The organism is uncultured Gulosibacter sp. (genome assembly GCF_963509965.1).
GTDB lineage: Bacteria > Actinomycetota > Actinomycetes > Actinomycetales > Microbacteriaceae > Gulosibacter.
This window is the reverse complement of the sequence record NZ_CAUPDE010000001.1, coordinates 131,307-151,898: the sequence shown is the minus strand read 5'-3', so window position 1 is coordinate 151,898 and position 20,592 is coordinate 131,307. Positions and strand designations below refer to the sequence as shown.

General features: G+C 62.8%; 17 protein-coding genes, 1 tRNA gene and 1 pseudogene. 4 read left to right on the top strand and 15 right to left on the bottom strand.

The window, feature by feature from the left end; all coding sequences use genetic code 11:
* Nucleotides 1-61: 61 nt before the first annotated feature.
* Together RQ865_RS00705 and RQ865_RS00700 are read right to left on the bottom strand one after the other, a co-directional pair.
* Entirely contained in the window at nucleotides 62-913 is an 852-nt protein-coding gene (locus tag RQ865_RS00705) for an undecaprenyl-diphosphate phosphatase (RefSeq protein ID WP_311477032.1), read from the bottom strand.
* Between the two features lie 87 nt (nucleotides 914-1,000).
* The gene (locus RQ865_RS00700; RefSeq protein WP_311476615.1) at nucleotides 1,001-2,323 is read right to left on the bottom strand and encodes a M20/M25/M40 family metallo-hydrolase; all 1,323 of its coding nucleotides are present in this window, start codon (nucleotides 2,321-2,323) and stop codon (nucleotides 1,001-1,003) included.
* Nucleotides 2,324-2,437: 114 nt separating this feature from the next.
* On the opposite strand from RQ865_RS00700, the gene RQ865_RS00695 reads away from it, so the two are divergent.
* Both RQ865_RS00695 and RQ865_RS00690 read left to right on the top strand, forming a co-directional pair.
* Nucleotides 2,438-2,524: transfer RNA gene (locus RQ865_RS00695), tRNA-Leu, on the top strand.
* Between the two features lie 197 nt (nucleotides 2,525-2,721).
* Nucleotides 2,722-3,198, top strand: coding sequence for an HXXEE domain-containing protein (locus RQ865_RS00690; RefSeq protein ID WP_311476614.1), 477 nt, complete (start codon nucleotides 2,722-2,724; stop codon nucleotides 3,196-3,198).
* 60 nt (nucleotides 3,199-3,258) lie between these two features.
* Here RQ865_RS00690 and RQ865_RS00685 read toward each other — a convergent pair whose 3' ends face one another.
* The 11 genes and pseudogenes from RQ865_RS00685 to RQ865_RS00635 form a co-directional block, all read right to left on the bottom strand.
* A complete protein-coding gene (locus RQ865_RS00685) occupies nucleotides 3,259-4,002 on the bottom strand; it encodes a site-specific integrase (protein WP_311476613.1) in 744 nt (247 codons plus the stop codon).
* Between the two features lie 41 nt (nucleotides 4,003-4,043).
* The gene (locus tag RQ865_RS00680; protein ID WP_311476611.1) at nucleotides 4,044-4,358 is read right to left on the bottom strand and encodes a hypothetical protein; all 315 of its coding nucleotides are present in this window, start codon (nucleotides 4,356-4,358) and stop codon (nucleotides 4,044-4,046) included.
* Nucleotides 4,359-4,516: 158 nt separating this feature from the next.
* Nucleotides 4,517-4,729, bottom strand: a complete 213-nt coding sequence (locus RQ865_RS00675) for a hypothetical protein (RefSeq protein WP_311476609.1) — start codon at nucleotides 4,727-4,729, stop codon at nucleotides 4,517-4,519.
* 7 nt (nucleotides 4,730-4,736) lie between these two features.
* Complete coding sequence (locus tag RQ865_RS00670; protein ID WP_311476607.1) at nucleotides 4,737-5,387, bottom strand: helix-turn-helix domain-containing protein; 651 nt, start codon at nucleotides 5,385-5,387, stop codon at nucleotides 4,737-4,739.
* Nucleotides 5,388-5,407: 20 nt separating this feature from the next.
* On the bottom strand, nucleotides 5,408-7,594 hold the full coding sequence (locus RQ865_RS00665) for a YhgE/Pip domain-containing protein (RefSeq protein ID WP_311476606.1): 2,187 nt from the start codon (nucleotides 7,592-7,594) through the stop codon (nucleotides 5,408-5,410).
* Nucleotides 7,591-10,401 (bottom strand): YhgE/Pip domain-containing protein, encoded by a 2,811-nt coding sequence (locus tag RQ865_RS00660; protein WP_311476604.1) that lies wholly within the window; start codon nucleotides 10,399-10,401, stop codon nucleotides 7,591-7,593. Before RQ865_RS00660 ends, RQ865_RS00665 begins: the two co-directional genes overlap by 4 nt.
* A gap of 128 nt (nucleotides 10,402-10,529) precedes the next feature.
* A pseudogene (locus tag RQ865_RS00655) lies at nucleotides 10,530-11,530 on the bottom strand (IS481 family transposase).
* A gap of 437 nt (nucleotides 11,531-11,967) precedes the next feature.
* Complete coding sequence (locus tag RQ865_RS00650) at nucleotides 11,968-13,809, bottom strand: DEAD/DEAH box helicase (protein ID WP_311476603.1); 1,842 nt, start codon at nucleotides 13,807-13,809, stop codon at nucleotides 11,968-11,970.
* A complete protein-coding gene (locus tag RQ865_RS00645) occupies nucleotides 13,806-15,023 on the bottom strand; it encodes an acyl-CoA dehydrogenase family protein (RefSeq protein WP_311476601.1) in 1,218 nt (405 codons plus the stop codon). The genes RQ865_RS00650 and RQ865_RS00645 overlap by 4 nt, the downstream gene beginning before the upstream one ends.
* A gap of 32 nt (nucleotides 15,024-15,055) precedes the next feature.
* Nucleotides 15,056-15,874 carry an RNA methyltransferase gene (locus RQ865_RS00640; RefSeq protein WP_311476599.1) on the bottom strand — a complete coding sequence of 273 codons (819 nt, stop codon included), beginning with the start codon at nucleotides 15,872-15,874 and terminating at the stop codon, nucleotides 15,056-15,058.
* Between the two features lie 33 nt (nucleotides 15,875-15,907).
* Nucleotides 15,908-16,786, bottom strand: a complete 879-nt coding sequence (locus RQ865_RS00635) for an alpha/beta fold hydrolase (RefSeq protein WP_311476597.1) — start codon at nucleotides 16,784-16,786, stop codon at nucleotides 15,908-15,910.
* Nucleotides 16,787-16,836: 50 nt separating this feature from the next.
* Here RQ865_RS00635 and treS point away from each other — a divergent pair, with 50 nt between their 5' ends.
* Entirely contained in the window at nucleotides 16,837-18,621 is a 1,785-nt protein-coding gene (gene treS, locus RQ865_RS00630; protein ID WP_311476595.1) for a maltose alpha-D-glucosyltransferase, read from the top strand.
* Complete coding sequence (locus RQ865_RS00625; protein WP_311476593.1) at nucleotides 18,618-19,310, top strand: exonuclease domain-containing protein; 693 nt, start codon at nucleotides 18,618-18,620, stop codon at nucleotides 19,308-19,310. Before treS ends, RQ865_RS00625 begins: the two co-directional genes overlap by 4 nt.
* A 72-nt stretch (nucleotides 19,311-19,382) precedes the next feature.
* On the opposite strand, the gene RQ865_RS00620 is transcribed toward RQ865_RS00625, so the two are convergent.
* Nucleotides 19,383-19,640, bottom strand: a complete 258-nt coding sequence (locus tag RQ865_RS00620; protein WP_201516986.1) for a type B 50S ribosomal protein L31 — start codon at nucleotides 19,638-19,640, stop codon at nucleotides 19,383-19,385.
* Nucleotides 19,641-19,805: 165 nt separating this feature from the next.
* Complete coding sequence (locus tag RQ865_RS00615; RefSeq protein ID WP_311476591.1) at nucleotides 19,806-20,588, bottom strand: ABC transporter ATP-binding protein; 783 nt, start codon at nucleotides 20,586-20,588, stop codon at nucleotides 19,806-19,808.
* Nucleotides 20,589-20,592: the final 4 nt, after the last annotated feature.

Here is a 20,592-nt window from a genome sequence, read left to right as displayed (position 1 = left end):
GTCTAGTTCGAATCGTGTGCGCTCGTCGCCGACTGATTCGCTGCACTCGTGCGCTGCACCACTAGCCGGTCGGAGCCCCGGCCAGGGGGTCGAGTGCACCGATGATGAGCAGCACCATCAGCAGTGTTCCAAGCGCGATGCGGTAGAGCACAAACGGCATAAAGCTGCGCTGTTCAACCCACTTCATGAGGAACTTGATCACCAACCAGCCGACCGCAAACGAGATGATCGTGGCGAGCACGGTGGGTCCGAACTCGATCGCGTTCACTTCGGTGGGCTCTTTCATCGCACCGTAGAGTTCGTACAGCCCCGAACCCAGCACCGCCGGAATCGCGAGCAGAAAGGCGTAGCGCGCAGCGGACGCACGGTCGTATCCGAGCAGCCGCCCGGCAGTGATCGTGCCACCAGAGCGGGATACGCCCGGGATAAGGGCGAGGGCCTGCGCAAACCCATAGACCAGGCCGTCTTTAGCGTCGAGGTTGGTGAGATTTTTCTGCCGCTTACCGAGCACATCTGCCAGTCCCAGGATGATGCCGAACACAATCAGTGTGGTGGCAACTATCCACAGCGACCGGAACTGGCTGCGGATCAGGTCTTGGAAGAGCACACCCAGCACAACGATCGGAATTGAGCCGAGAATGATCCACCAGCCCATTCGCGCATCCGGATCATTTTTGGGCACTGTTCCGCGCAGTGAACCGAACCAGCGCTGAATGATTCTGACAATGTCTTTCCAGAAGTACACGAGCACGGCTGCTTCGGTGCCGATCTGAATGATGGCGGTGAAGGTCGCGCCCGGGTCACCGCTACCGAGCCACTCACCCACGATGCGCAGGTGAGCGCTGGATGAGATTGGCAAGAACTCAGTGAGCCCCTGTACCACCGCCAGCACAAACGCCTCAAACCAGTTCATTGACCCGCTTTCTGTCAGCAGTGAATATTTGCTCATGAACGCAGCGAGTTTACGCCGCTACCACCCACACGCGTTTCGGCGCGCCGGTTAGAGCGGCGAACTGTCGAAATCACGAAGGAATGCGGCGAGCACTTCCCTGCCAAACACGAGCGACCCAAGTGGTACTCGCTCATCAATACCGTGAAACAGCGCCGGGAAGTCAAGCGTTTCAGGCAGTAGCAGCGGTGCGAAACCGTAACCGTCGATGCCGAGACGCGCGAGTGATTTGTTATCGGTACCTGCCGGAAGCAGATAGGGCACCACCAAAGCATCCGGGTCAAATCTGCGCAGCGCCCGGGTTGCAGCCGTTACCAGATCTGATTTCGACGGCGCTTCGGCGCCGTTGAACCGCCAGTCGAGGGTGATCTCTACATCGTCGCCAACGATCTGCTGCAATTTTTCGAGCACCGCATCCTCGTCGCCTGGTAGCGGACGAATATCTAGCGTGACGGTTGCGGTGGCTGGCACAACGTTCTGTTTGCTACCTGCTTCAAGCACCGTGGGGTTCGCGGTGGTTCGTAGCGATGCCGTGAGCCAGGCGGCAGCCGACCCGCAGCGAAGCGCAAGCTGGTCGGCACCGATTCGCTCGGCATCCTCACCGGTCAGCTCGCACAGGGCAGCGACCATTTCTCGACTCGTGTCCCCCAAATGCATCGGCCATTCGTGCTCGGCCAGGCGCACAATAGCTGCGGCGAGTACTTGAATCGCGTTGTCATCCCGATGAATGTGTTTAGAGCCGTGTCCCGGACGGCGGCGCACCTGCAGCCTGGCCCAAATCATCCCCTTTTCGCCGGTTTGCAATAGATAGGCACGGCGACCATCGACGTTGATCGAATAGCCACCGACCTCGCTGATCGCCTGGGTTGCGCCGGTAAAGAGTTCGGGATGCTGTTCTACCAGCCAGTGGGCGCCCAGTTTGCCGCCGTCTTCTTCGTCGGCAAAAAACGCGACAATCAGATCCCGAGCGGGCTGTTCACCGGACGCCTGCAGCTGTTCGAGGGCGGTGATCATCATGGCATCGACGTTTTTCATGTCGACCGCTCCGCGCCCCCACAGCATGCCGTCACGAATTTCACCAGCGAACGGGTCGACCTGCCAGTCATCGGCATCTGCCGGCACGACATCGGTGTGGCCGTGTACCACCAGCGCCGGCAACTCGGGATTACGGCCGGGGATGCGTGCCACGATGCTCGTGCGACGCGGTGCGGCCTCAAACACGTGTACGCGGCTCCCCAGCGCCGTGAGCCGTTCCTCAAGATACTCAGCGGCTTCGCGCTCTCCCCTCGCCCGACCATTACCCCAGTTGGTGGTGTCGATGCGGATCAAATCTTGAGCGGTGCGCACGGTAGCGTCGTGTTCGAGGTCGGTCATGGCACCACTCTAGGAGCTTTGGTCGCATCCAAGAGCCTCGACTTGCACATTACGTAACGCGTGCAGTAAAGTGATCATTCGTGCCGCGGCGCTTGGCGCCGCAACACGACACCTGCGCGGGTGGCGGAATTGGTAGACGCGCTAGCTTGAGGTGCTAGTGACCGCTTTTAGGTCGTGGGGGTTCAAGTCCCCCTTCGCGCACAGGAATGAATTGGCTCCTGACCTGGGATTTTATCTCTCGGGTTGGGGGTCATTTCGTGTTGAAGTGCTAGAAAAAATGCTAAGGCCCAGTACGGCGGGCCGCGCACGGAGTGTCTGTACGGGGCTCGATGTCGCTGCGCCCTCGCGGCGTGCGGGCCCGACCGGCCTCGAAATAGCGCGCTGGGTAGAGTGATTGCATGCACATTCATGGCCCCGCCCATCTCTTCATTGCGTGGGCCGTTCACGACGTCGAGGAGGCTCTGGCTTTTCCGAGTACCTGTGATGTCTTGGCCAATCGGACTGGTATCAATGCGTTGCGCATGGATCAGCGTCAGTCATGGCTGGCTGTTGGGTTGATGGCAGTTCTCGTCGCTCTCGCCTGTCACCGAGGCGCGGTATCGAATGGGCAGTCGCGGTTCTATCGGGCGATGGTCGCGGGCCTCCAGGCGCACGTCGGTACGCACCTGTTGGCTTCGGTGCTGCAACGTCGGTACACGGCTGGCGTCGCAACCGCGCTACCGGTCATGTTGCCCGGCGCAGAGTCCGCTCGTCGGGAGCTTCGCTACTCTGGCGAGCCGCTTCGTGCGAAAGATTACGCCGCTGGGGCAGCTCTCCTGATCCCTGCCGCGTTGGTGTGCCAGTTCCTCGCGCACATGTTGTTTCGGAGAAAGTAGACCGTATCGGCTCGAACGCAGAGGACTCCGAGTCGTCTGCGTAGGGGCTCACAACGCTACTTACGAGCGAAGATGGGCGGCGAAGCGGTCTACTGCCGGCCTCTGCATGGACGGGGTGACGTGGGAGTAGATGTTCATCGCCGTGGTGATCGTTGAGTGTCCTAGACGTTCTTGGACGACCTTGGGGTGTTCCCCGAGTTCAAGCAGCAGCGTGGCGTGGGTTTGACGCAGCCCCTTGATCGTGACGCGGTGCAGACTGTCGAACTTCGCGGTCGCCCACTTCAAGCGGCGATCCCAGCGGCCGGTCATGGCGTCGGGTGAGCGCAGCTTGCCGTCGCCGTCTCCGAACACATAGGCGTCGGCTTTCGCCAGCTCGAACGAGAGTTCGGTGCGAGCGACCTTGTACGAGGCGAGCACTTTCAGGGTCTCGGCGTCGACGTCGATGACGCGGGCTTGTCCGGTTTTCGTGGTCTTGGTCTTCGTCCAGTCGTCAGTATCGACGGCGCGGCGGATGCTGATCCGCATGGTCTTGGTATTGATGTCCGACCACCTGAGCGCAAGGGCTTCCGAGCAGCGCATGCCGGTGTAGGCGATCAGCCGCCATAGCGTGAACAGCTCGTCTTCGAGCGTGTCGCGGTTCCAAGCGAGGAAGGTCTGCAACTGTTCGGCCGTCCAGGTGGCGATTTCTGGTTTCTGTGCCCGCACCTCGCTGGGTCTTGGGGGTTTCACCGTGCGCTTCTTCTTCGCCGGGTTCACGGTCAGGTGCCCGTCGTCGATCGCAGCGTCGAGGATCGCGCCGAGCACGACATGCACCTTGTGGACGCTGTTGGCTGAGAGGGGCTGTCCTATGCCGTATTCGTCGTTGCGGCCGTGGTCTTCGAGGTCGCGGTAGTGGCGGGCGATGCGGGTGGCGGTGAGTTTGTCGAGCCGGATCGTGCCGAGCTGGGGCGGATGTGGTTGCGGATGATCTTCTTGTACCCGGTGATCGTGGACGCCGCGAGGTTGAGTCCCGCTACCCACTCATCCGCGTAGGTTCCGACGGTGGGTACTTTGTTGCCGAACTTCTCGTTCTGCTTGCGCTGCTTGAGCGCTTCCTGCAAGGCGTCGTTGGCCTCGTCGGTGCTGGTGAACCCGGAGCGGGTGAGCCTGCGCGATCCCATCTCGGGGTATTCGGGGTCTTTCAGGACGTAGATCTGGAACCGTCACCGCTTCCCCGTGTCGGTGTCGTAGGACTGGATCGAGCCGGGCTGCCGCGAGCGGGAGCGCCGCTGTTGCTTCTCATCCGCGCCGCCCTGCCCTGCGGACTGTGGATTTTTCGTCATGACAGGGTGCTCCTTGCCGTCTCTAGGCGTTCCTGGTAGGCGGCGATGGTCTTGGGGTGCGCACTCGGCTTCTCGGGGTCGTCTCTGCTCGGGGCGGTCATGCCCGCGAGGGTGGTTTCGAGATGGTGGATGCGATCGGTGCAGATCACCCATTCCTGCTGCCAGTAGTTGAACAGCCCCTCATCGGTGAGCACGAGTTCCCCGCGCATCCACCGATCAATCTCCTCCGGCTTGCACTCGCTGGGCATCCCCGTCGAGCTCCGCTTGCTCCGCCCAGGACAAGCCGGCGACGCTCAAGATGACCTTGGCGACGATGGCCCCCGCGTCGTGCGTCTCGAGGCGGAGTCCGCGCAGCACGGAGCGTGCCGTTTCTTCGATGAGGAAGGCGAGCACCTCTGGCGTCATGTCTTGACGGAAGACGCCCGACCGGACACCGTCGTTGGTGATCTCGCGGACGCGACGCCGCAGCGGCTCGAGAGCACGAGCAGTGTCGGCGACGTGGTGGTCGTCGAGCGTGATGTTCGCCAGGGCGCGCACCGTCGAGACTTCGTGCCACAGACGCGCGGCCATGCGGGCGAGGGCGATACGCGGATCCGTGTCCGCGGTGGCCTCGGCGATGAGGTTGAAGCGTTCCGCGCCGATGGCGATGACTTCGCGCAGCAGGCTTTCACGGTCGGCGAAGTGCCCGTAGAGTGCACGCCGGGACAGGCCCGCCGCGTGTGCGATCGCGTCCAGCGAGGCGTGCGGATTCTCGGCGAGAACCGCCTGTGCGGCGTGGAGCAGCGCTTCGTGGTTGGTGGCGGCGTCGCGACGGCGGGTGCGTGGTGGCGGCGTGGCGCTCGGCGACGGAGAGTCGTCTGTGGGCATGTGAACGCTCATATCGCCACTCACATTAGCTTCGTCGACTCGAGGGCCTCAGTCAGGCCACGGTTGTAGGCCACCAGCGGACGTCGCAGAACGAGCCCGAGGAGGAGCGCGGGAAGTACGAACAGGGCAAGCATCCCGAGTGAGATCCAGAAGTCGGCTGCATAGACGCCCGCGATGGTCGATCGCATGGCTCCGATCGCGTATGTCGCGGGAAGGAACGGACTGATGTTCTGGAACCACTCCGGCACGAGCTCCAGAGGATACGCTCCTCCCGAACCAGAGATCTGGATGACTAGCAGCAGCACGGACAATGCTTTCCCGGCGTTGCCGAAGGCGACCACCAGCGTGTAGACGATGAGCGTGAACACGAGCGAGGTGACCCAACCCGCCAGGATCATCAGAAGCGGATGCGCAGGTTCGATCCTGACGAAGAGGATGAGCCCGAGCGTGACAAGCGTGCTCTGCGCGAGGCCGACGAGCGCGAAGATGCCGTACCTTCCGAGGTACTTCCGCGTCGGGGTGAGCTCGGCACGGTCGGGAAGCGTCTCGCTGTTGACGTCGACGCGGATCGTCACCGTCATCAGCAGAGCGCCCACCCAGAGGGCGAGGATCGTGTACAGCGGAGCCATGGCCGCGCCGAAACTCCCGACCGGGAAGACGGCGATGCGGTCGACGCGCACGGGGTCGGCCAGCGACGCGGCGAGGATACCAGGATCGGAGCCGATGATCTCGCTGAGCTCACTCAGATCGCCGGTGTCGGCCGCGTCGCCCAGTGCCCGTTCGATCTCGTCGAATCTGTCGGCAGTGTCGTCGAGCGAGTCGGAGAGCCCCTCCGTCACGGTCTTCGCGCGGTTCATCGTCGAGAGCACCGAACCGGATGCACCCGAAAGACTCGATGACATCTCGTCGATGTCCGCACGCAACTCGGAGATGTCGGATCCGATGTCTCCGAGTGTCGACGACAGTTGGTCCAGCTGCGGCTTCAACCCGTTCGTGTAGGCGCTCTGGGCGTCCCCGATCGCGCTCTGGGCGTCCGCGATCGCCTCCTTGATCTCCTGATGGGAGCTCTGCGTAGATTCGTTGCCCTCCTCGACGTCGCGCGCGGCCTGTTCGAGACGGTCGTGCACCGCCTGTTGACGTGCGATCGCATCGTCGAGCGCGTCGACGAACGCGTCGAGGCTGCCCTGTGCGGACTCCGGCAGAGCGGGGGCGATGTCCGTCTCGACGGTGTCGCGGAGGGACTCATACCGGTCGATCTGGTCCTGTACGCGATCGGCGAGGGTCCCGAGCACCGTCACACGCTCTCCGCTGAGCGTGTCGAGTTCGGAGTAGAGGTCATCGATGCGATCCCCCACCGTGTCGTAGCTCGACGCGGTCGCCGAGAGCGCCTGCGTCACCGACTGCGTCGCGGTACGCAGCGTCGATCGGAGCTCGTCCACGGCCTTGCTCCCGCTGCCGACCGCGTTCGATGCGTCGTCGAACGCGTCGCCGGCGCCATCGACCAGACTCGACGCACTGTTCACCACCGGAATGCTCGACTCGATCAGCGCCGTGAACATGTCCGCCGTCTGCGCGCTGGAACGCAGCTGCGTGGACACGTTCGCGACACGCGCTTCCAGGCGGGTGAGAGCAGCCTGGGTATCCGCGTCCGTGAGGTAGTCGGAGACCGAGGAGATCAGGCCCAGGGCGATCTCGCTGAGCGTCTGTGTGAGTGTCTGGGTGATCTGGGAGGAGACCCCCTCGGCGCCCTGCTCGGTGATCTTCGGAGCCAACGCGTTCTTCTTCTCGTTGGTGTACAGCGCGATGTCCGTGTGATCTGCGCCGTCGACATAGAACGTCATCATGTCGGTGCTGAACGACGGCGGGAGGACGATCGCCGCGTAGTAGTCGCCCGACCTGGTTCCGTCGATCGCATCCTCTTCGTCGGTGATGACCCAGTCGAGGTCGTCGTTCGCCCGCAACTCCGACAGCACCTGTTCGCCGACGTTGATGCGGATGGGCACGAGGTCACTCTCGTATCCCTCGTCGGTGCTCGCGACGGCGACTTTCAGATTGCTTGCGTTGTCGAACGGATCCCAGGTCGCGATTACGTTGAACCAGGTGAAGAGCGAAGGAATGACGACGAGGCCGAAGATGACGATACCGGCCATCACGTTCCGGGTCGCATGACGCATGTCGCGGAGCGCCAGGGCGAAGATGTCTCTCACGCGCGCTCCTCGCCGTCGTCGGCGGGGTCGGTCTCGTCCTGCTCGTCGACCACATCGAGTTCGGTCGTCTCCGCATCCGGATCCGGCTCGTCCCGTTCGGCGGGCTCGCCGAGGGTGAAGATCTCGTCGAGCAGATCGGCCTCCTCGTCCGGCCCCGCGGGGGCATCTCCCTCATCGATCTCGTCGATCTCGAGCGTCTGCGCGGGCACATCGATCCTCGTTGTCTGCGCCGATGTCTGCGCCGATGTCTGCGCCGATTCCTCCGAGAGGCGGCCGGCGTCCCCGGCGAGGACGACCTCTCGCAGCTCGGCATCCTCCAGAGCCGCAACCGCGTAGGCCTGGGCGAAGCTCCGCTTGGCGTACTCGATGGCGACTAGGAACCCGATGACGAGCAGGCACCACAGGCTCCACAGCCCCAATAGAAGCGCCTTGGCCTCCGGGAACAGCCATGCGACGACCGCCAGCAGCAGTATACCCGCAAGACCCACGACAAGCGTTAACCGCAACAGCGTCGGATAGTGCCGGGTGAACGGCCGGGCCCGACGGGCGAGCTCGTCGCGGTACTCCCGACGGTTCGACAGCGCGTGGATCACCTGGCTCAGGCGGTAACCGGTTCCGGTGACTTGCACCTTCTCACCGATCAGGAGGTCGGTCGAGGCGATCTCCTTGTTGAACAGGATGTGGAGGTTGGCCAGGCGACGCCTCAACACGAGGCCGAGCAGGAACGCGAGGGCGACGAACACCGCGAGCGCGCCCATGAACCGCCAGTAGTGGTTGCCGTAGAAGCCCGCGATCGTCTCGCGCATGGCATCGATGCCGTACGAGAAGGGCAGAAGAGGATAGATGGCTCTGAAGAAGTCCGGCATCATCTCGATCGGATACAGGCCCGACGCACCGGGAATCTGCATGATCACCAGCAGGATGCACAGCCCCCGACCGACATGCCCGAAGGCGACGCACAGGGCGTAGATGATGCTCACGTAGGCCAGCCCGATCAGCACGGCCGTGCCGACGAACGCAACAGCGCTCGCCGTTTGCACACCGATAATGAGATTGCCGATCGAGACGATCAACGCCTGGGCGACGGCGAGCATTGCGAACAGACCGAAACGCCCCAGATAGGCCTCGCGCACGCTCACGCCTTCGACGCCCTCGGCGTCGACCTCAATCTTGAAGATCACCATGAGCACGAAGGAGCCGATCCACAGCGAGAGGTTCGTGAAGAGGGCCGCCATCGCGGATCCGTATGACGACACCGGGAAGAGGATCTGCTCATCGACCTCGACCGGCGAGGCGATGAACTGCGCGATGTCGTCGGGGTCCAGACCGGTGAGGGTGCTCAACGCCCCCAACTCCGACGCGGCGACGAGCGCCTCGACGTCGGTGCGCGCCGTCTGAACGCTCGACTCGATGTTCGCGATGTCGTCGTCGAAGCTGCCGAGCGCCACCGAGGTCGACGCCAGCTGTGTATCAACCTCGAGCAGCAGTTCCCCCGCCTGCGCCAGCACCCGACGCTGCGACCCCACGGCGGTCGAGAACTCGCCGGCGCTCTCCGACAACTGCGACATCGCGCTGTTGAGCGCGGGCAGGTTCTCGGTGAGCGCCACGCGTAGGTCGACGGCGGCCGACTTTGTGTCCTGCATGGCGCCGTCCACGGCATCCGCGGCCGCTTGAAGCGCCTGAACGGTCTCGGCCGCGCTGGAGCTGAGCTGAGACAGTTCTGAGACGAGCTGTTGATCGGCCGCGTTGCGCTCTTCCAGGGCCTCGATCACACCGGACAGCCGCTCCGCCGTGTCCGGATCGAGGTTTGCGTCGTCGAGAACCGTCCGCAATTCGGCGATCGCCGCCTCGTTCGACTCCAGAACCCCCTGCAGATCCTCGATTGCGGCTTCCACCCGCACACCCGCGGCGTCGAGGCTCTGAGTCAGCTGCGTGACCGAGGTGTTCGCGCTCGACGAGGCGTCTGCGAGCAAAGTCGTACCCTGCAGGTACGCGGCCGTCGCTGCGTCTGTGAAGTCGATCACCTGGGTCCGCGCCTCCGCGATGATCCCCTGCGTCTCGTCGATCGCCTGCTGCACGTCTCCCAGCGTCGCGTCGATGTCGCCCAGCGTTCGCCGGGTCGACGAGAGGGACTCGCGGGACGAGTCGATCCCCTGCTGCAGATCGTCGATGCTCTCCCGTACGGAGGCGAGTCTCTGCGACGTGCTGTCGAAGGTGTTCAGTGCACGATCCTGTGCGTTCAGCAGTCGCTGCTGCGCATCGTCGCCGGCGTCCCTGACCGCCTCGCTCGCGGCGGACGCGACCTCTTCGGCGAAGGCGGACGTGATCTGCCTGTCCAGCTCCGTGGCCCCGACGTCGGTGATCTTCGGCGCGATAGCGCTGGATTTCTCGTTGACGTAGTACTGCAGCGCCGGTTGGGCGAAATCACTGGTCGTGATGCTGAGGAGGTCCTCGCTGAAGCTTGCTGGGATGACGATCGCCGCATACGCGTCGCCGCGCTGGACTGCCTCGAGGGCTTCCTCGTCGGTCATGAAGTCCCAGCCGAGATCGTCGTTCCCCCTGAGCTGCTCCTCGACCTGATCCCCGATATTGACAGCACCTGTCAGATCGGACGTCGCGCCCTCATCGAGGTTCGCCACGGCGACGTTGACGTTCTCCGTGTTCGAATACGGGTCCCAGAAGGCGCTGATGTTGAACCACGCGTACAGCGCCGGGGTGATGAGAACCCCGATCACGATGATCCACGCCTTGCGTACGCGGGCGAGTCGGCCGACGTCGCGCGCGAACACCTGCCAGCTCTTCTTCACGTCATCATCGTACATGAAACATGCACATCGATATGCACAATGAGACGAGTCCGCGTCGCGACGCATTCCGGCAGGGAGCATCTCTGGTCTACCGGCGCGGCTGCGAAACGCCTGCCGGCTACGCCGTACTAGGTGTTCTTCCCCGTGAGGTTGTGAACTCGTTGGGCGGGGGCTGAGCCTGCGAGTCCGGTATGGGGTCGGTGGTGATTGTAGTGATGGAGCCAGGTCGCGTAGGCGGCTTCGCGTTCGATCTCGGATCGGTAGGGCCGTGCATAGGCCCATTCGGCGGCGAGGGTGCGGTTGAAGCGTTCGACCTTGCCGTTAGTTTGTGGTCGGAACGGGCGGGTGCGGCGGTGCGTGATCCGTGGCCCGAGCGCGGCGGCGAACGTGTGCGATCGGTAGCAGGAACCGTTATCGGTCATCACTGCGGTGACGATGATGCCGTGCTCGGCGAAGAACGCGTTTGCGCGCTCCCAGAACCCGGCAGCGGTGTCCTTGCGTTCGTCGGGCAAGCGTTCGGAATAGGCCAGTCGGGTGCAGTCATCGACTGCGTGGTGTAGGAACGCGTATCCCCTGGAGGGGGACGCGCCCTGACGGGGCGCGCGATCAGATGCCACGCCGACGCGGCGGGCTTGAGCGGAATCGCGGTCGTGGACGCGCCAGCCGCCGCGTCCGGGATGATCCCGAGTTTCTTGATGTCGACATGGACCAGCTCGCCCGGTGTCTGCTTTTCGTAGCGGACCGGTGTTGGCTTACGGACCGGCAGCCCAGTGCCCTGATCCAGATGCGCCAGCAGCGGCATCCGGTAGCGGGCGAGCACCCGCCCGACCGTCGACCGAGGGACTCCGAGGTGGTAGCCGATGCGATGCGGTCCCCAGCGGCGCGTGAACCGCAGGTTGACGATCCTGTGTTCCAGATGCTGCAACGCTCGACTGGGCGAGTGGTGCGGGCGCGAGCTGCGATCCGTCAGCGGCAAGCCCGCCCGATACCGGCGAGACCACCTCGACGCCGTCGCCGGCGAGCACTGGAACCGCTCCGCCGCCCGTCTCACCGCCCAGCCCTCATCAACGATCAGCGAAGCAAGACGACGACGCCCCTCCGGCGTCAAAGGCGCGTTAGCGTGAGTCACGAGGGCCTCCGTGGCGACGTTCTGAGTGTGGTAACCCACATCGTCCCCGGAGGCCCTCGCCTTACCTCACACGATCACAACGTGTCGGGGAAGAACACCTAGGCCCACTGCGAGAGTCACTGAAGTGAGAATCGATGGCTTCCACGGCCGCGAGAGTGCTAACGAAAGTGCTAAGCAACCCGTAGGTCGGGGTATCGCGGTGGAGTTATCCACAGGGCACATGCCGTAGATCGTTGTTTTTATGCGGCAGAACGGGCCGCCGAGATTCGCGGTGCGAGGGGGTCGAGGTCAGTTCAAGTCCCCCTTCGCGCACAGGAAGGCCGAATCGGAAAAATCCGGTTCGGCCTCATTGTTTTCCCGGTGTTATCGAAACCCACGCGCCCGCGCGGGTCAGCAGCAGTTGCGAGACACCGGCTTTGCCAGTGCAACTGGCCCAGCTAGTGCAATTTGCGACGCAGATAGTCGATGCGCTGTTGAATTTGGTGGGCGGTTGCCTGCCCCACCGCAGGGCCCCCGCAGGTGACACGCAGCTGCGAATGAATGGCCCCGTGCGGCTGACCTGATTGTCGCGCGTAGAGCCCCACCAGCGAGTGCAACAGGTTTCGCTGCTCTTTCAACGAGCGGTGCATCGGCTGCACGGTTTGGTGACCGTCGTTCAGTGATCCCCGCGCACGCGCATCCTGGATGCGATGCTGCCGCTGGGCGCGCTGTTCAAGCACCGCGGCGACCTCATCGTGGTTCAAAATTCCCGGCAAACCCAAAAATTCGAGCTCTTCCAGCGACCCCACTTCGGCCGCATATCCGTAGTCACCGCCGTCGTAAAGCACCCGGTCGAACTGTGCTTCGGATGACAGCGCTTCAAATTTGTATTTGGTGAGCTCTTCCGAGGCTCGATCTTCGGCCTCTGCCTCCCGCAGTTCGCGCTCCTCTGGCGTCATCCCGGGCGCATCGTCGCTGTCGCTGCCGTCTTTACGGTCGAGCGCGTGATCGCGCTCAAGTTCGAGTTCGTGAGCCAGAGCCGAGAGCTTTGGCACCGACGGCAAAAACACGGTGGCAGTTTCGCCCCGGCGACGCGCCCGCACAAAGCGGCCGATCGCCTGTGCAAAAAATAGCGGCGTCGATGAGCTCGTGGCATACACGCCGACAGCGAGCCGGGGCACGTCGACGCCCTCAGAAACCATCCGCACGGCCACCATCCACCGCTCGCTTCCGTTTGCCGAGAACGAATCGATGCGGGCAGAAGCTCCGGGATCATCGCTCAAAATCAGCGCCGGCGCGGTGCCGGTGATGTATTCGAGCAGTTTTGCATAGCCGCGGGCAGCCTGATGATCGGTGGCAATTACCAGGCCGCCCGCATCCGGAACCTGCTCACGCACCTCGGTAAGCCGTCTATCTGCGGCTCGCAGCACCTGCTGCATCCAGTCGCCTTCGGGATCCAGAGCCGTGCGCCACGCCTGCGAAATGATGTCTTTGGTGTTGTCGTCGGCAAGACCGGCGCTCATCTGTTCGCCGCTCGTGTCACGCCAGTTCATCGACCCGGCGTACGACATGAACATCACCGGCCGCACGACCCCGTCACGCAGGGCCCGACCGTAGCCGTAGTTGTAGTCGGCCTTCGACACCCGCACACCAGAAGCATCCGACTCGTACCGCACGAACGGAATTGGCGCGGTATCAGAGCGGAACGGCGTTCCGGTGAGTGAGAGCCGGCGCTCGGCATACTGGTACGCGTCGCGCAGCCCGTCACCCCACGAAAGCGAATCGCCACCGTGGTGCACTTCGTCCAAAATCACCAGCGACCGTGCGGAAGAACACAGGTGCTCATGCACATAGGGCTTCAGCGCGACCTGCGCATAGGTCACGGCAACGCCGTGATAGTCACGCGAAAGCGCGCCGCTCGAGTTGCGAAATTTTGGGTCGAGATGGATGCCCACGCGCGCCGCTGAAGCCGCCCACTGCGTTTTTAAATGGTCGGTTGGCGAAACCACGATGACGCGATTGACTGTGCCGCGGCGCAGCAGCTCGCTCGCCAAGCGCAGCGCGAACGTGGTTTTCCCGGCTCCGGGCGTTGCGGATGCGAGAAAATCGCGCGGCTCGGTGGCGAAATACTGCTCGAGTGCCTCCTGCTGCCAGGCTCGCAAATTGGATGCGGTGCCCCAAGGCGCGCGGCGGGGAAACGATGGTGATAGATGCTCGGCGGCATAGCTACCAAGCTGCGCTTCGCCGTCAGCCCGATGTGTTCCATCCGCCGAGTGTGAATCGAATGTGGGCTGAGTCATGCCTGTTCGCGGCCGCCCCGAGGTGTCGGTGGCTCGGTTGTTAGACGTTCGGCAGCTGCATCAAGCACCCAGTTGGCGATCCCCGCCCGTACCCCGCGGTCTTGCGAGGGCTGGAATATTCCCGCGGTGATATCGCGATACAACCTGCCCAGTTCGTGTCCTGAACGATAAGCGCTGCCGCCCACCACTTCGAGCGCCTCGGTCCCGGTTTCACGGGCTGCACGGGTGCCGATGTATTTCGCAAGCGTCAGCCGCGGGAACCACTCCGCTCCCAGGTCTTCCTGTTCATCCACCGACCGGCACACCGACTCGATCTGTAGGCGAGCTGACAGCTGCCGCGTGCCCATCTGCGCAATGAGTTCACGGATGCCGGGGTCGGCGGCATAGGGGGCATCGTTGACCCGGCTGTGACGTCGGTGTGCGGCCTCGGCAGCAAGCTCAACGGCCCGGTCGCCCATGCCCAGATAGCAGGCACCGATCAGCGGCAAGAAGTTCGCGAAAATGCCGAACACAATCGGCGATGCGTTTGGCCCTGCCGGGGCGTAGCCCACCACGCGCTCAGGCGCGGCGTACGCCTGCTCGAGGCTCGTGGTGTGCGATTGGGTGCCGCGCATGCCAAGCGTGTCCCAGTCATCGTGGCTGCGTGTGCCACCATCCTCACGGCGCAGCACGGCGTGCACCACACGCGGATCTTCGTTGTGCTCGTCACGGCCAAACACCCACAGCCGGGTCCACACTGGCGCAAGCGAGGTAAAAATCTTGGTGCCGGTAAAGCAATAACCACCATCGGGCTGCGGAGCGGCCGTCACGGTTGAGTCGAAGGTGACCGCATCATTGCCCGGCTCAGAGATAGCAAGCCCGAAAACTTCGTCAGCCGCTGCCTCCCGTGAGAGCCAGTCGAGGCTGTGATCACCCCGCTGATAGAAGTTACGCGCGATACCGGTAGTGATCAGGTGCATATTGACCGCCAGTGCCGTTGCGGGCGCGGCTTTGGCGAGTTCCATTTGCGCCTGAGCTGCCTGCAGCAACGTCGCTCCCCCGCCGCCAAGCTCGCTCGGCACGAGCATTCGCAAATAACCCGTGTCTTTCAGCGCCCGGAGGTCTTCATCGGGAAAAACATTTTTTCGATCAACTCCTGCGGCGCGCTCATGAATTTGTTGCAGCAGGGATGCGGGCAGCAGGTCTTCAATACGGAACGGTTGCACTTCAGTCACCCCACTACGGTAGCCCGTGCCACCGACACATCTCATGTTTCGTTAAGCAGCGCGTAGAGCGCGACAGCGCTCGTTGCCGCGACGTTCAGTGAATCGACGCCGTGCTGCATCGGGATGATCACCGTTTGGTCGGCGGTTTGGAGTGCCGCCCGGCTGAGCCCGTGCCCCTCGGTGCCGAGCATCAGGGCAACTCGCGGCGCGCGCTTGGCCGCATACTCACGAATCGGAATCGCCTGCGGGTCGAGTGCCAGCGCCACCGTTTCAAAGTGGTGCCGGCGAAATAGGTCACCGGCTCGCTGCCAGTTTGGCAGCCGTGCCCATGGAATCTGCAGCACCGTCCCCATCGAAACTCGAACGCTGCGTCGGTACAGCGGATCGGCACACTCTTCGCTGACCAGTACCGCATCGGCACCGAGTGCGGCGGCATTGCGGAATGCCGCGCCAACATTGGTGTGGTCGACAATATTTTCGAGCACCAGCACCGTGCTCGCGTTCTGCAATAGCTCGCCCGGATCGGTGGGCGCGGGGCGATGCATTGCCGCGATCACTCCGCGATGCATCCGATAGCCGGTCAGTTCGGTGAGGAGTTCTTCTGCGGCCACGTACACGGGTGTTTCGGGCCAGTTCGCGAGCAATCGCTCGGCCTGCTCGAGAAACTTTGGCTGCGTCAGTAGTGACCGCGGACGGTGACCGGCTGCAATCGCCCGGGTGATCACTTTTTCTGATTCGGCCAGGTAGAGGCCACCGGCGGGTTCAAGTTTTTTGCGCAGAGCCACATCGGTCAGGTTGAGATAGTCGTCGAGCCCTGGATGCTGCGAACTATCGAGCTCGGTAACGCTGATGATGTGCATCGTGCAATTATCGCGCGTCGGGCCGCGGCCCGATCAACCGAGCCACTCGCGCAGGATGCGAGCCAATGCCAGCGGGGCTTCATAGTGAATAAGGTGCCCCACACCACCAACAATGTGCAGCTGCGAACCCGGTATCGTTTCGTGCAGCCGGCGTGATGCCGCAAGCGGCGCAATTGCATCGTGCTCCCCCACCACCAGCTGGGTGCCGGGAGGGAAGTCTGCCGCGTGCGCGCTGACCGCATCTGAAACCGAGGCCTGGAACGCTTCAAGCAGCACCTCGCGCCCGGTGAACCGCGAAAAATAGCGGTGATGCTGGTGGTGAATCCAGCGGCGCAGCCCAGACGAATGCGTGGTCACCATCACCTCACTCATGATGCGGGTGATCAGCGGCGACGAGAGCAATGCCTGACCGAGCGGTGCCGGCAAAACCGCTCCCAAACGGTAGTAGCCCACCGCAATCGCGGTTCCGATTCGTTCGGGGCCGCGCAGGGCATTTTCGCTGATCGGATTCACCAACACAATGCGGCGGTCGCGCAACCGCCGCACCTGACGCGCAACGATCAGCGACCCGAACGAGTGGCCGAGCACAATCGCGGTGCCAGCTGGATCGAGCTGATTGAGCGCATCCTGTAGCCATTCGGCGTAAGCATCCAGTGTGTGCGGCCTCGGCAGCGGCGAAGAATCACCAAACCCGGGCAGATCAGGCGAGATAAAGCGAGTTTCGGGCATCGCCGCCACGAGCGATAGCAGGCCGTGATGGGTGCCGCGAAAGCCGTGCACCAAAAACACGGTGTGGTCCGCAGTTTCCGGGCCGTAGGTCCACACGCGAGTTTCGCTGCCACGAACCGTCACGTGTTGTTCACGCACCGGAATATCAGCCAGGCGCCGTTCGAGGGGGTTGTGCAGGCTCATCGTGAAAGAGTGTATGGGTTGCTAGCCGAATAACCGAGAGGAGAAACGCGATGAGTTTTGGTGGCTCAGACCTCCTGCCCGGGCTCCAGCGCGACGAGAACTGGTACAAACGGGGCGTTTTCTACGAAGTGTTGGTGGGCTCCTATGCCGACTCAGACGGTGATGGCATTGGTGATTTTCAGGGCCTGATCTCGAAACTCGACTATCTGCAGTGGCTCGGCATCGACGTGATCTGGGTGCCGCCGTTTTATGAATCACCGCTGCGCGACGGCGGCTATGACGTCGCCGACTACCGCGAGGTGCTCAAAGATTTCGGCACCCTCGACGACTTCCGCGAACTGGTCACACAGGCACACGCCCGCAATATGCGCGTGCTGATCGACATCGTGATCAACCACACTTCCGACCAGCACGAATGGTTCCAGCAATCGCGACAAGACCCCGACGGTCCCTATGGCGACTACTACGTGTGGAGCGATACCGACGAGAAGTACGAAAACTACCGCATCATTTTTGTTGACACCGAAGAGTCGAACTGGACCTTCGATCCTGAGCGACGCCAATATTTTTTCCACCGGTTCTTCTCGCACCAGCCCGACCTCAATTTCGAAAACGAGGCCGTACAGCAAGAGGTGTTCGACGTAATTCGCTACTGGCTCGACCTCGGCGTCGACGGTATTCGATTGGATGCGGTTCCCTACCTTTTCGAAAGCGAAGAGGGCAACGGCGAAAGCGAACCCGCGACGCACGAGTTCCTACGCCGGCTGCGCGCCATGGTTGACGAGGAATATCCCGGCCGCGTGCTGCTCGCCGAAGCGAACCAGTGGCCGCACGAGGTGGTCGAATATTTTGGCACCGACGACGATCCCGAATGCCACATGGCGTTCGATTTCCCAACTATGCCGCGCATCTTCTATGCGCTGCGCTCACAATACAAGGCCGAACTCGAAGAGGTGTTGCGCGAGCAGCTCGAAATTCCCCGGGATGCCACCTGGGGTGTGTTCCTACGCAACCACGACGAGCTCACCCTTGAAATGGTGGATGAGGAATATCGCCAAACCATGTACGGCTGGTATGCCTACGATCCGCGGATGCGAGCGAATGTCGGAATCCGCCGACGCCTCGCGCCACTGCTTGAAAACTCACTCAGCGAAATCAAACTCGCCAACGCAATTTTGATGTCGCTTAGGGGCTCACCAATTCTCTACTACGGAGACGAAATTGGGATGGGCGACAATATTTGGCTTCCCGATCGGGATGCATCCCGCACCCCGATGCAGTGGTCGCCCGACCGCAATGCCGGCTTTTCGACGGCCGACCCGGGCAAACTCCGTCACCCGGTGGTGCAGTCGCTCGTCTACAACTACCAGCACGTCAATGTTGAGGCGCAGATGGCACAGCCCTCATCGCTGTTGCGCTGGGTGCGCAACATCATGCAGGTGCGCCGCCAGCATCCCGCCTTCGGTCTTGGTGACCTGCACGTGCGCGACACCACTCACGAATCGGTGCTGGCCTATTTACGCGACTATGCGGGAGAGCCCGAACACCCCCACAGCGGAGACAAACCCGAGCGCATCCTCTGCGCGTTTTCATTCGCCGAAACTCCCACCCAAGCAACAATTTCGCTGCCCGGTAATGAGGGCCGGCGAGTATTCGACATTTTTGGTTGGCAGGAATTTGAACCCGTCTCGGATGAGGGCACGATCACACTCACTTTTGGGTCAAAACAGTTCTATTGGCTGCTGCTGGCTGAACCCGACACGGTGAGCGCCGCAACGAGTGCCATCCCAATTATTCGTGGACTCGGCGGCGCAAACGACGGAGATGCGGCATGAGCTGGACCGAACGCCTCGCGGTATTTGACACCGAAACCACCGGCACGAACCCGCTGAGCGACCGCATTGTCACCGCGTTCGTGGGCATTATTGACGCCAATGGCGAGGTCGAGCGTGGCTCGGATTGGCTCGCTGACCCGGGCGTGCCGATCCCGGACCAGGCGGCGGACGTGCACGGAATCTCAACCGAGATGGCGCAAGAAAACGGCGAACCGGCACGTGATGTTGTGGAACGCATCCGTGATTCGCTCAATTGGATCGCCAGAAACAAACTGCCGCTGGTGGTGTACAACGCACCGTTCGATCTGACGCTGGTTGCCGCCGAGTGCCGCCGCCACGGCCTGGATGCGCCGGTGCTCGGCCCGCAGGTGGTTGATCCGCTAGTGATCGACCGGGCAGTCGACCGCTATCGGCGCGGTAAACGCACGCTCACCGATACCGCTGTTGAATACGGCGTTGAGCTGCTCGACGCACACGATGCCAGTGCTGATGCAGTGGCCTCGGGCCGGCTCGCGCTGGCCCTGGCTCAGCGCTATCCCGATGAGCTCCTGGTCGATCTGCCGACGCTGCATGAAAAACAGCGCGAGTGGGCGCAGACGCAGGTGGCAAGTTTTGAGGACTATATGCGCCGCACCCGCGACGCGAATTTCACGGCCGATCGCGGCTGGCCGACGCGCGCTCTCGATTAGCCGCTGTGCGCATCCGCACATACGAAATGGCGGGCACCACAAGAGTGATGCCCGCCATTTGCGTAAGCGAACTTAGTTGCTCTTGCCGAACTTCGCGTAGCGGTTCTTGAACTTTTCGACGCGACCGGCCGAGTCCATGATGCGCTGCTTACCGGTGTAGAACGGGTGCGATGCGCTCGAGATTTCGACGTCAACCACCGGGTAGGTGTTGCCGTCTTCCCACTCGATGGTCTTGTCGCTCGTGATGGTCGAGCGGGTGATAAACTTCTCGCCCGACGCGAGGTCGTTGAACACCACGTAGTGGTAGTCCGGGTGGATATCTGCCTTCATCGGGTTCCTCTTCTGGAAACGGTTGAACTAGGTAACTGCGCCACAGGCGCCAACGTGGACGCTCGGACGTGACAAGCCAAGCATTGAGCTTACCACGCAGGCTCGCAGCAATCCAGCATCCAATCGGGCGCGTTTCGCACCAAACTTTGATTTGCCGCGGCGATCTCAGCTGGCGCGTGCCGAATAGCGGCCCGATTGCACCATCACCTGCAGCGGCAATCCAAACGTGGTGGTGAGGTTCTGCGAGGTAAGCGTGTCTGCCAGTGGCCCGGCCGCCACGACTTTACCGTCGCGCAGCAGTAGCGCGTGCGTAACCCCCACGGGAATTCCTTCGACGTGGTGGGTCACCATGATGATTCCCGGCGAGAGCTCGCTGGCCGCGTATTCGCGCAGTGATGCCAGCAGCGCCTCCCGCGCACCGAGATCGAGCGACGCGCTCGGCTCGTCGAGCAGCAGCAACTCGGGGTCGGCCATCACCGCTCGAGCGATAAGCGTGCGCTTACGCTCGCCATCCGAAAGCGTGCCGAACTTGCGGTCGGCAAGGCCATCGAGCTGCCAGGCCTCGAGCACCGCATGTGCCTGAGCCAAGTCGATCTCGTCGTATTCTTCCCGCCAGCGGCCCGATACGCCGTAGCTCGCGGTCATTACGCAGTTCAGCACGGTCTCGTTCTCGGGAAGCAGCTGGCTCTGACGGGATGCGGCGAGCCCCACGCGGGTGCGCAGCTCGGTGACATCGGTGCGACCGAGCTGTTCGCCGAGAACGGTCACCTTTCCGCGCGTGGGATGCATAAAACCGGCTGCCAGAATGAGGAGCGTCGATTTTCCGGCCCCATTGGGGCCGAGTATCACCCAGCGGTCTGCCTCATCAACCGACCAGCTGACCCCGTCGAGAATCGACTTACCGTCACGAACAACACTGACGTTTTCAAATCGCAGCACTTCGCTCATGATG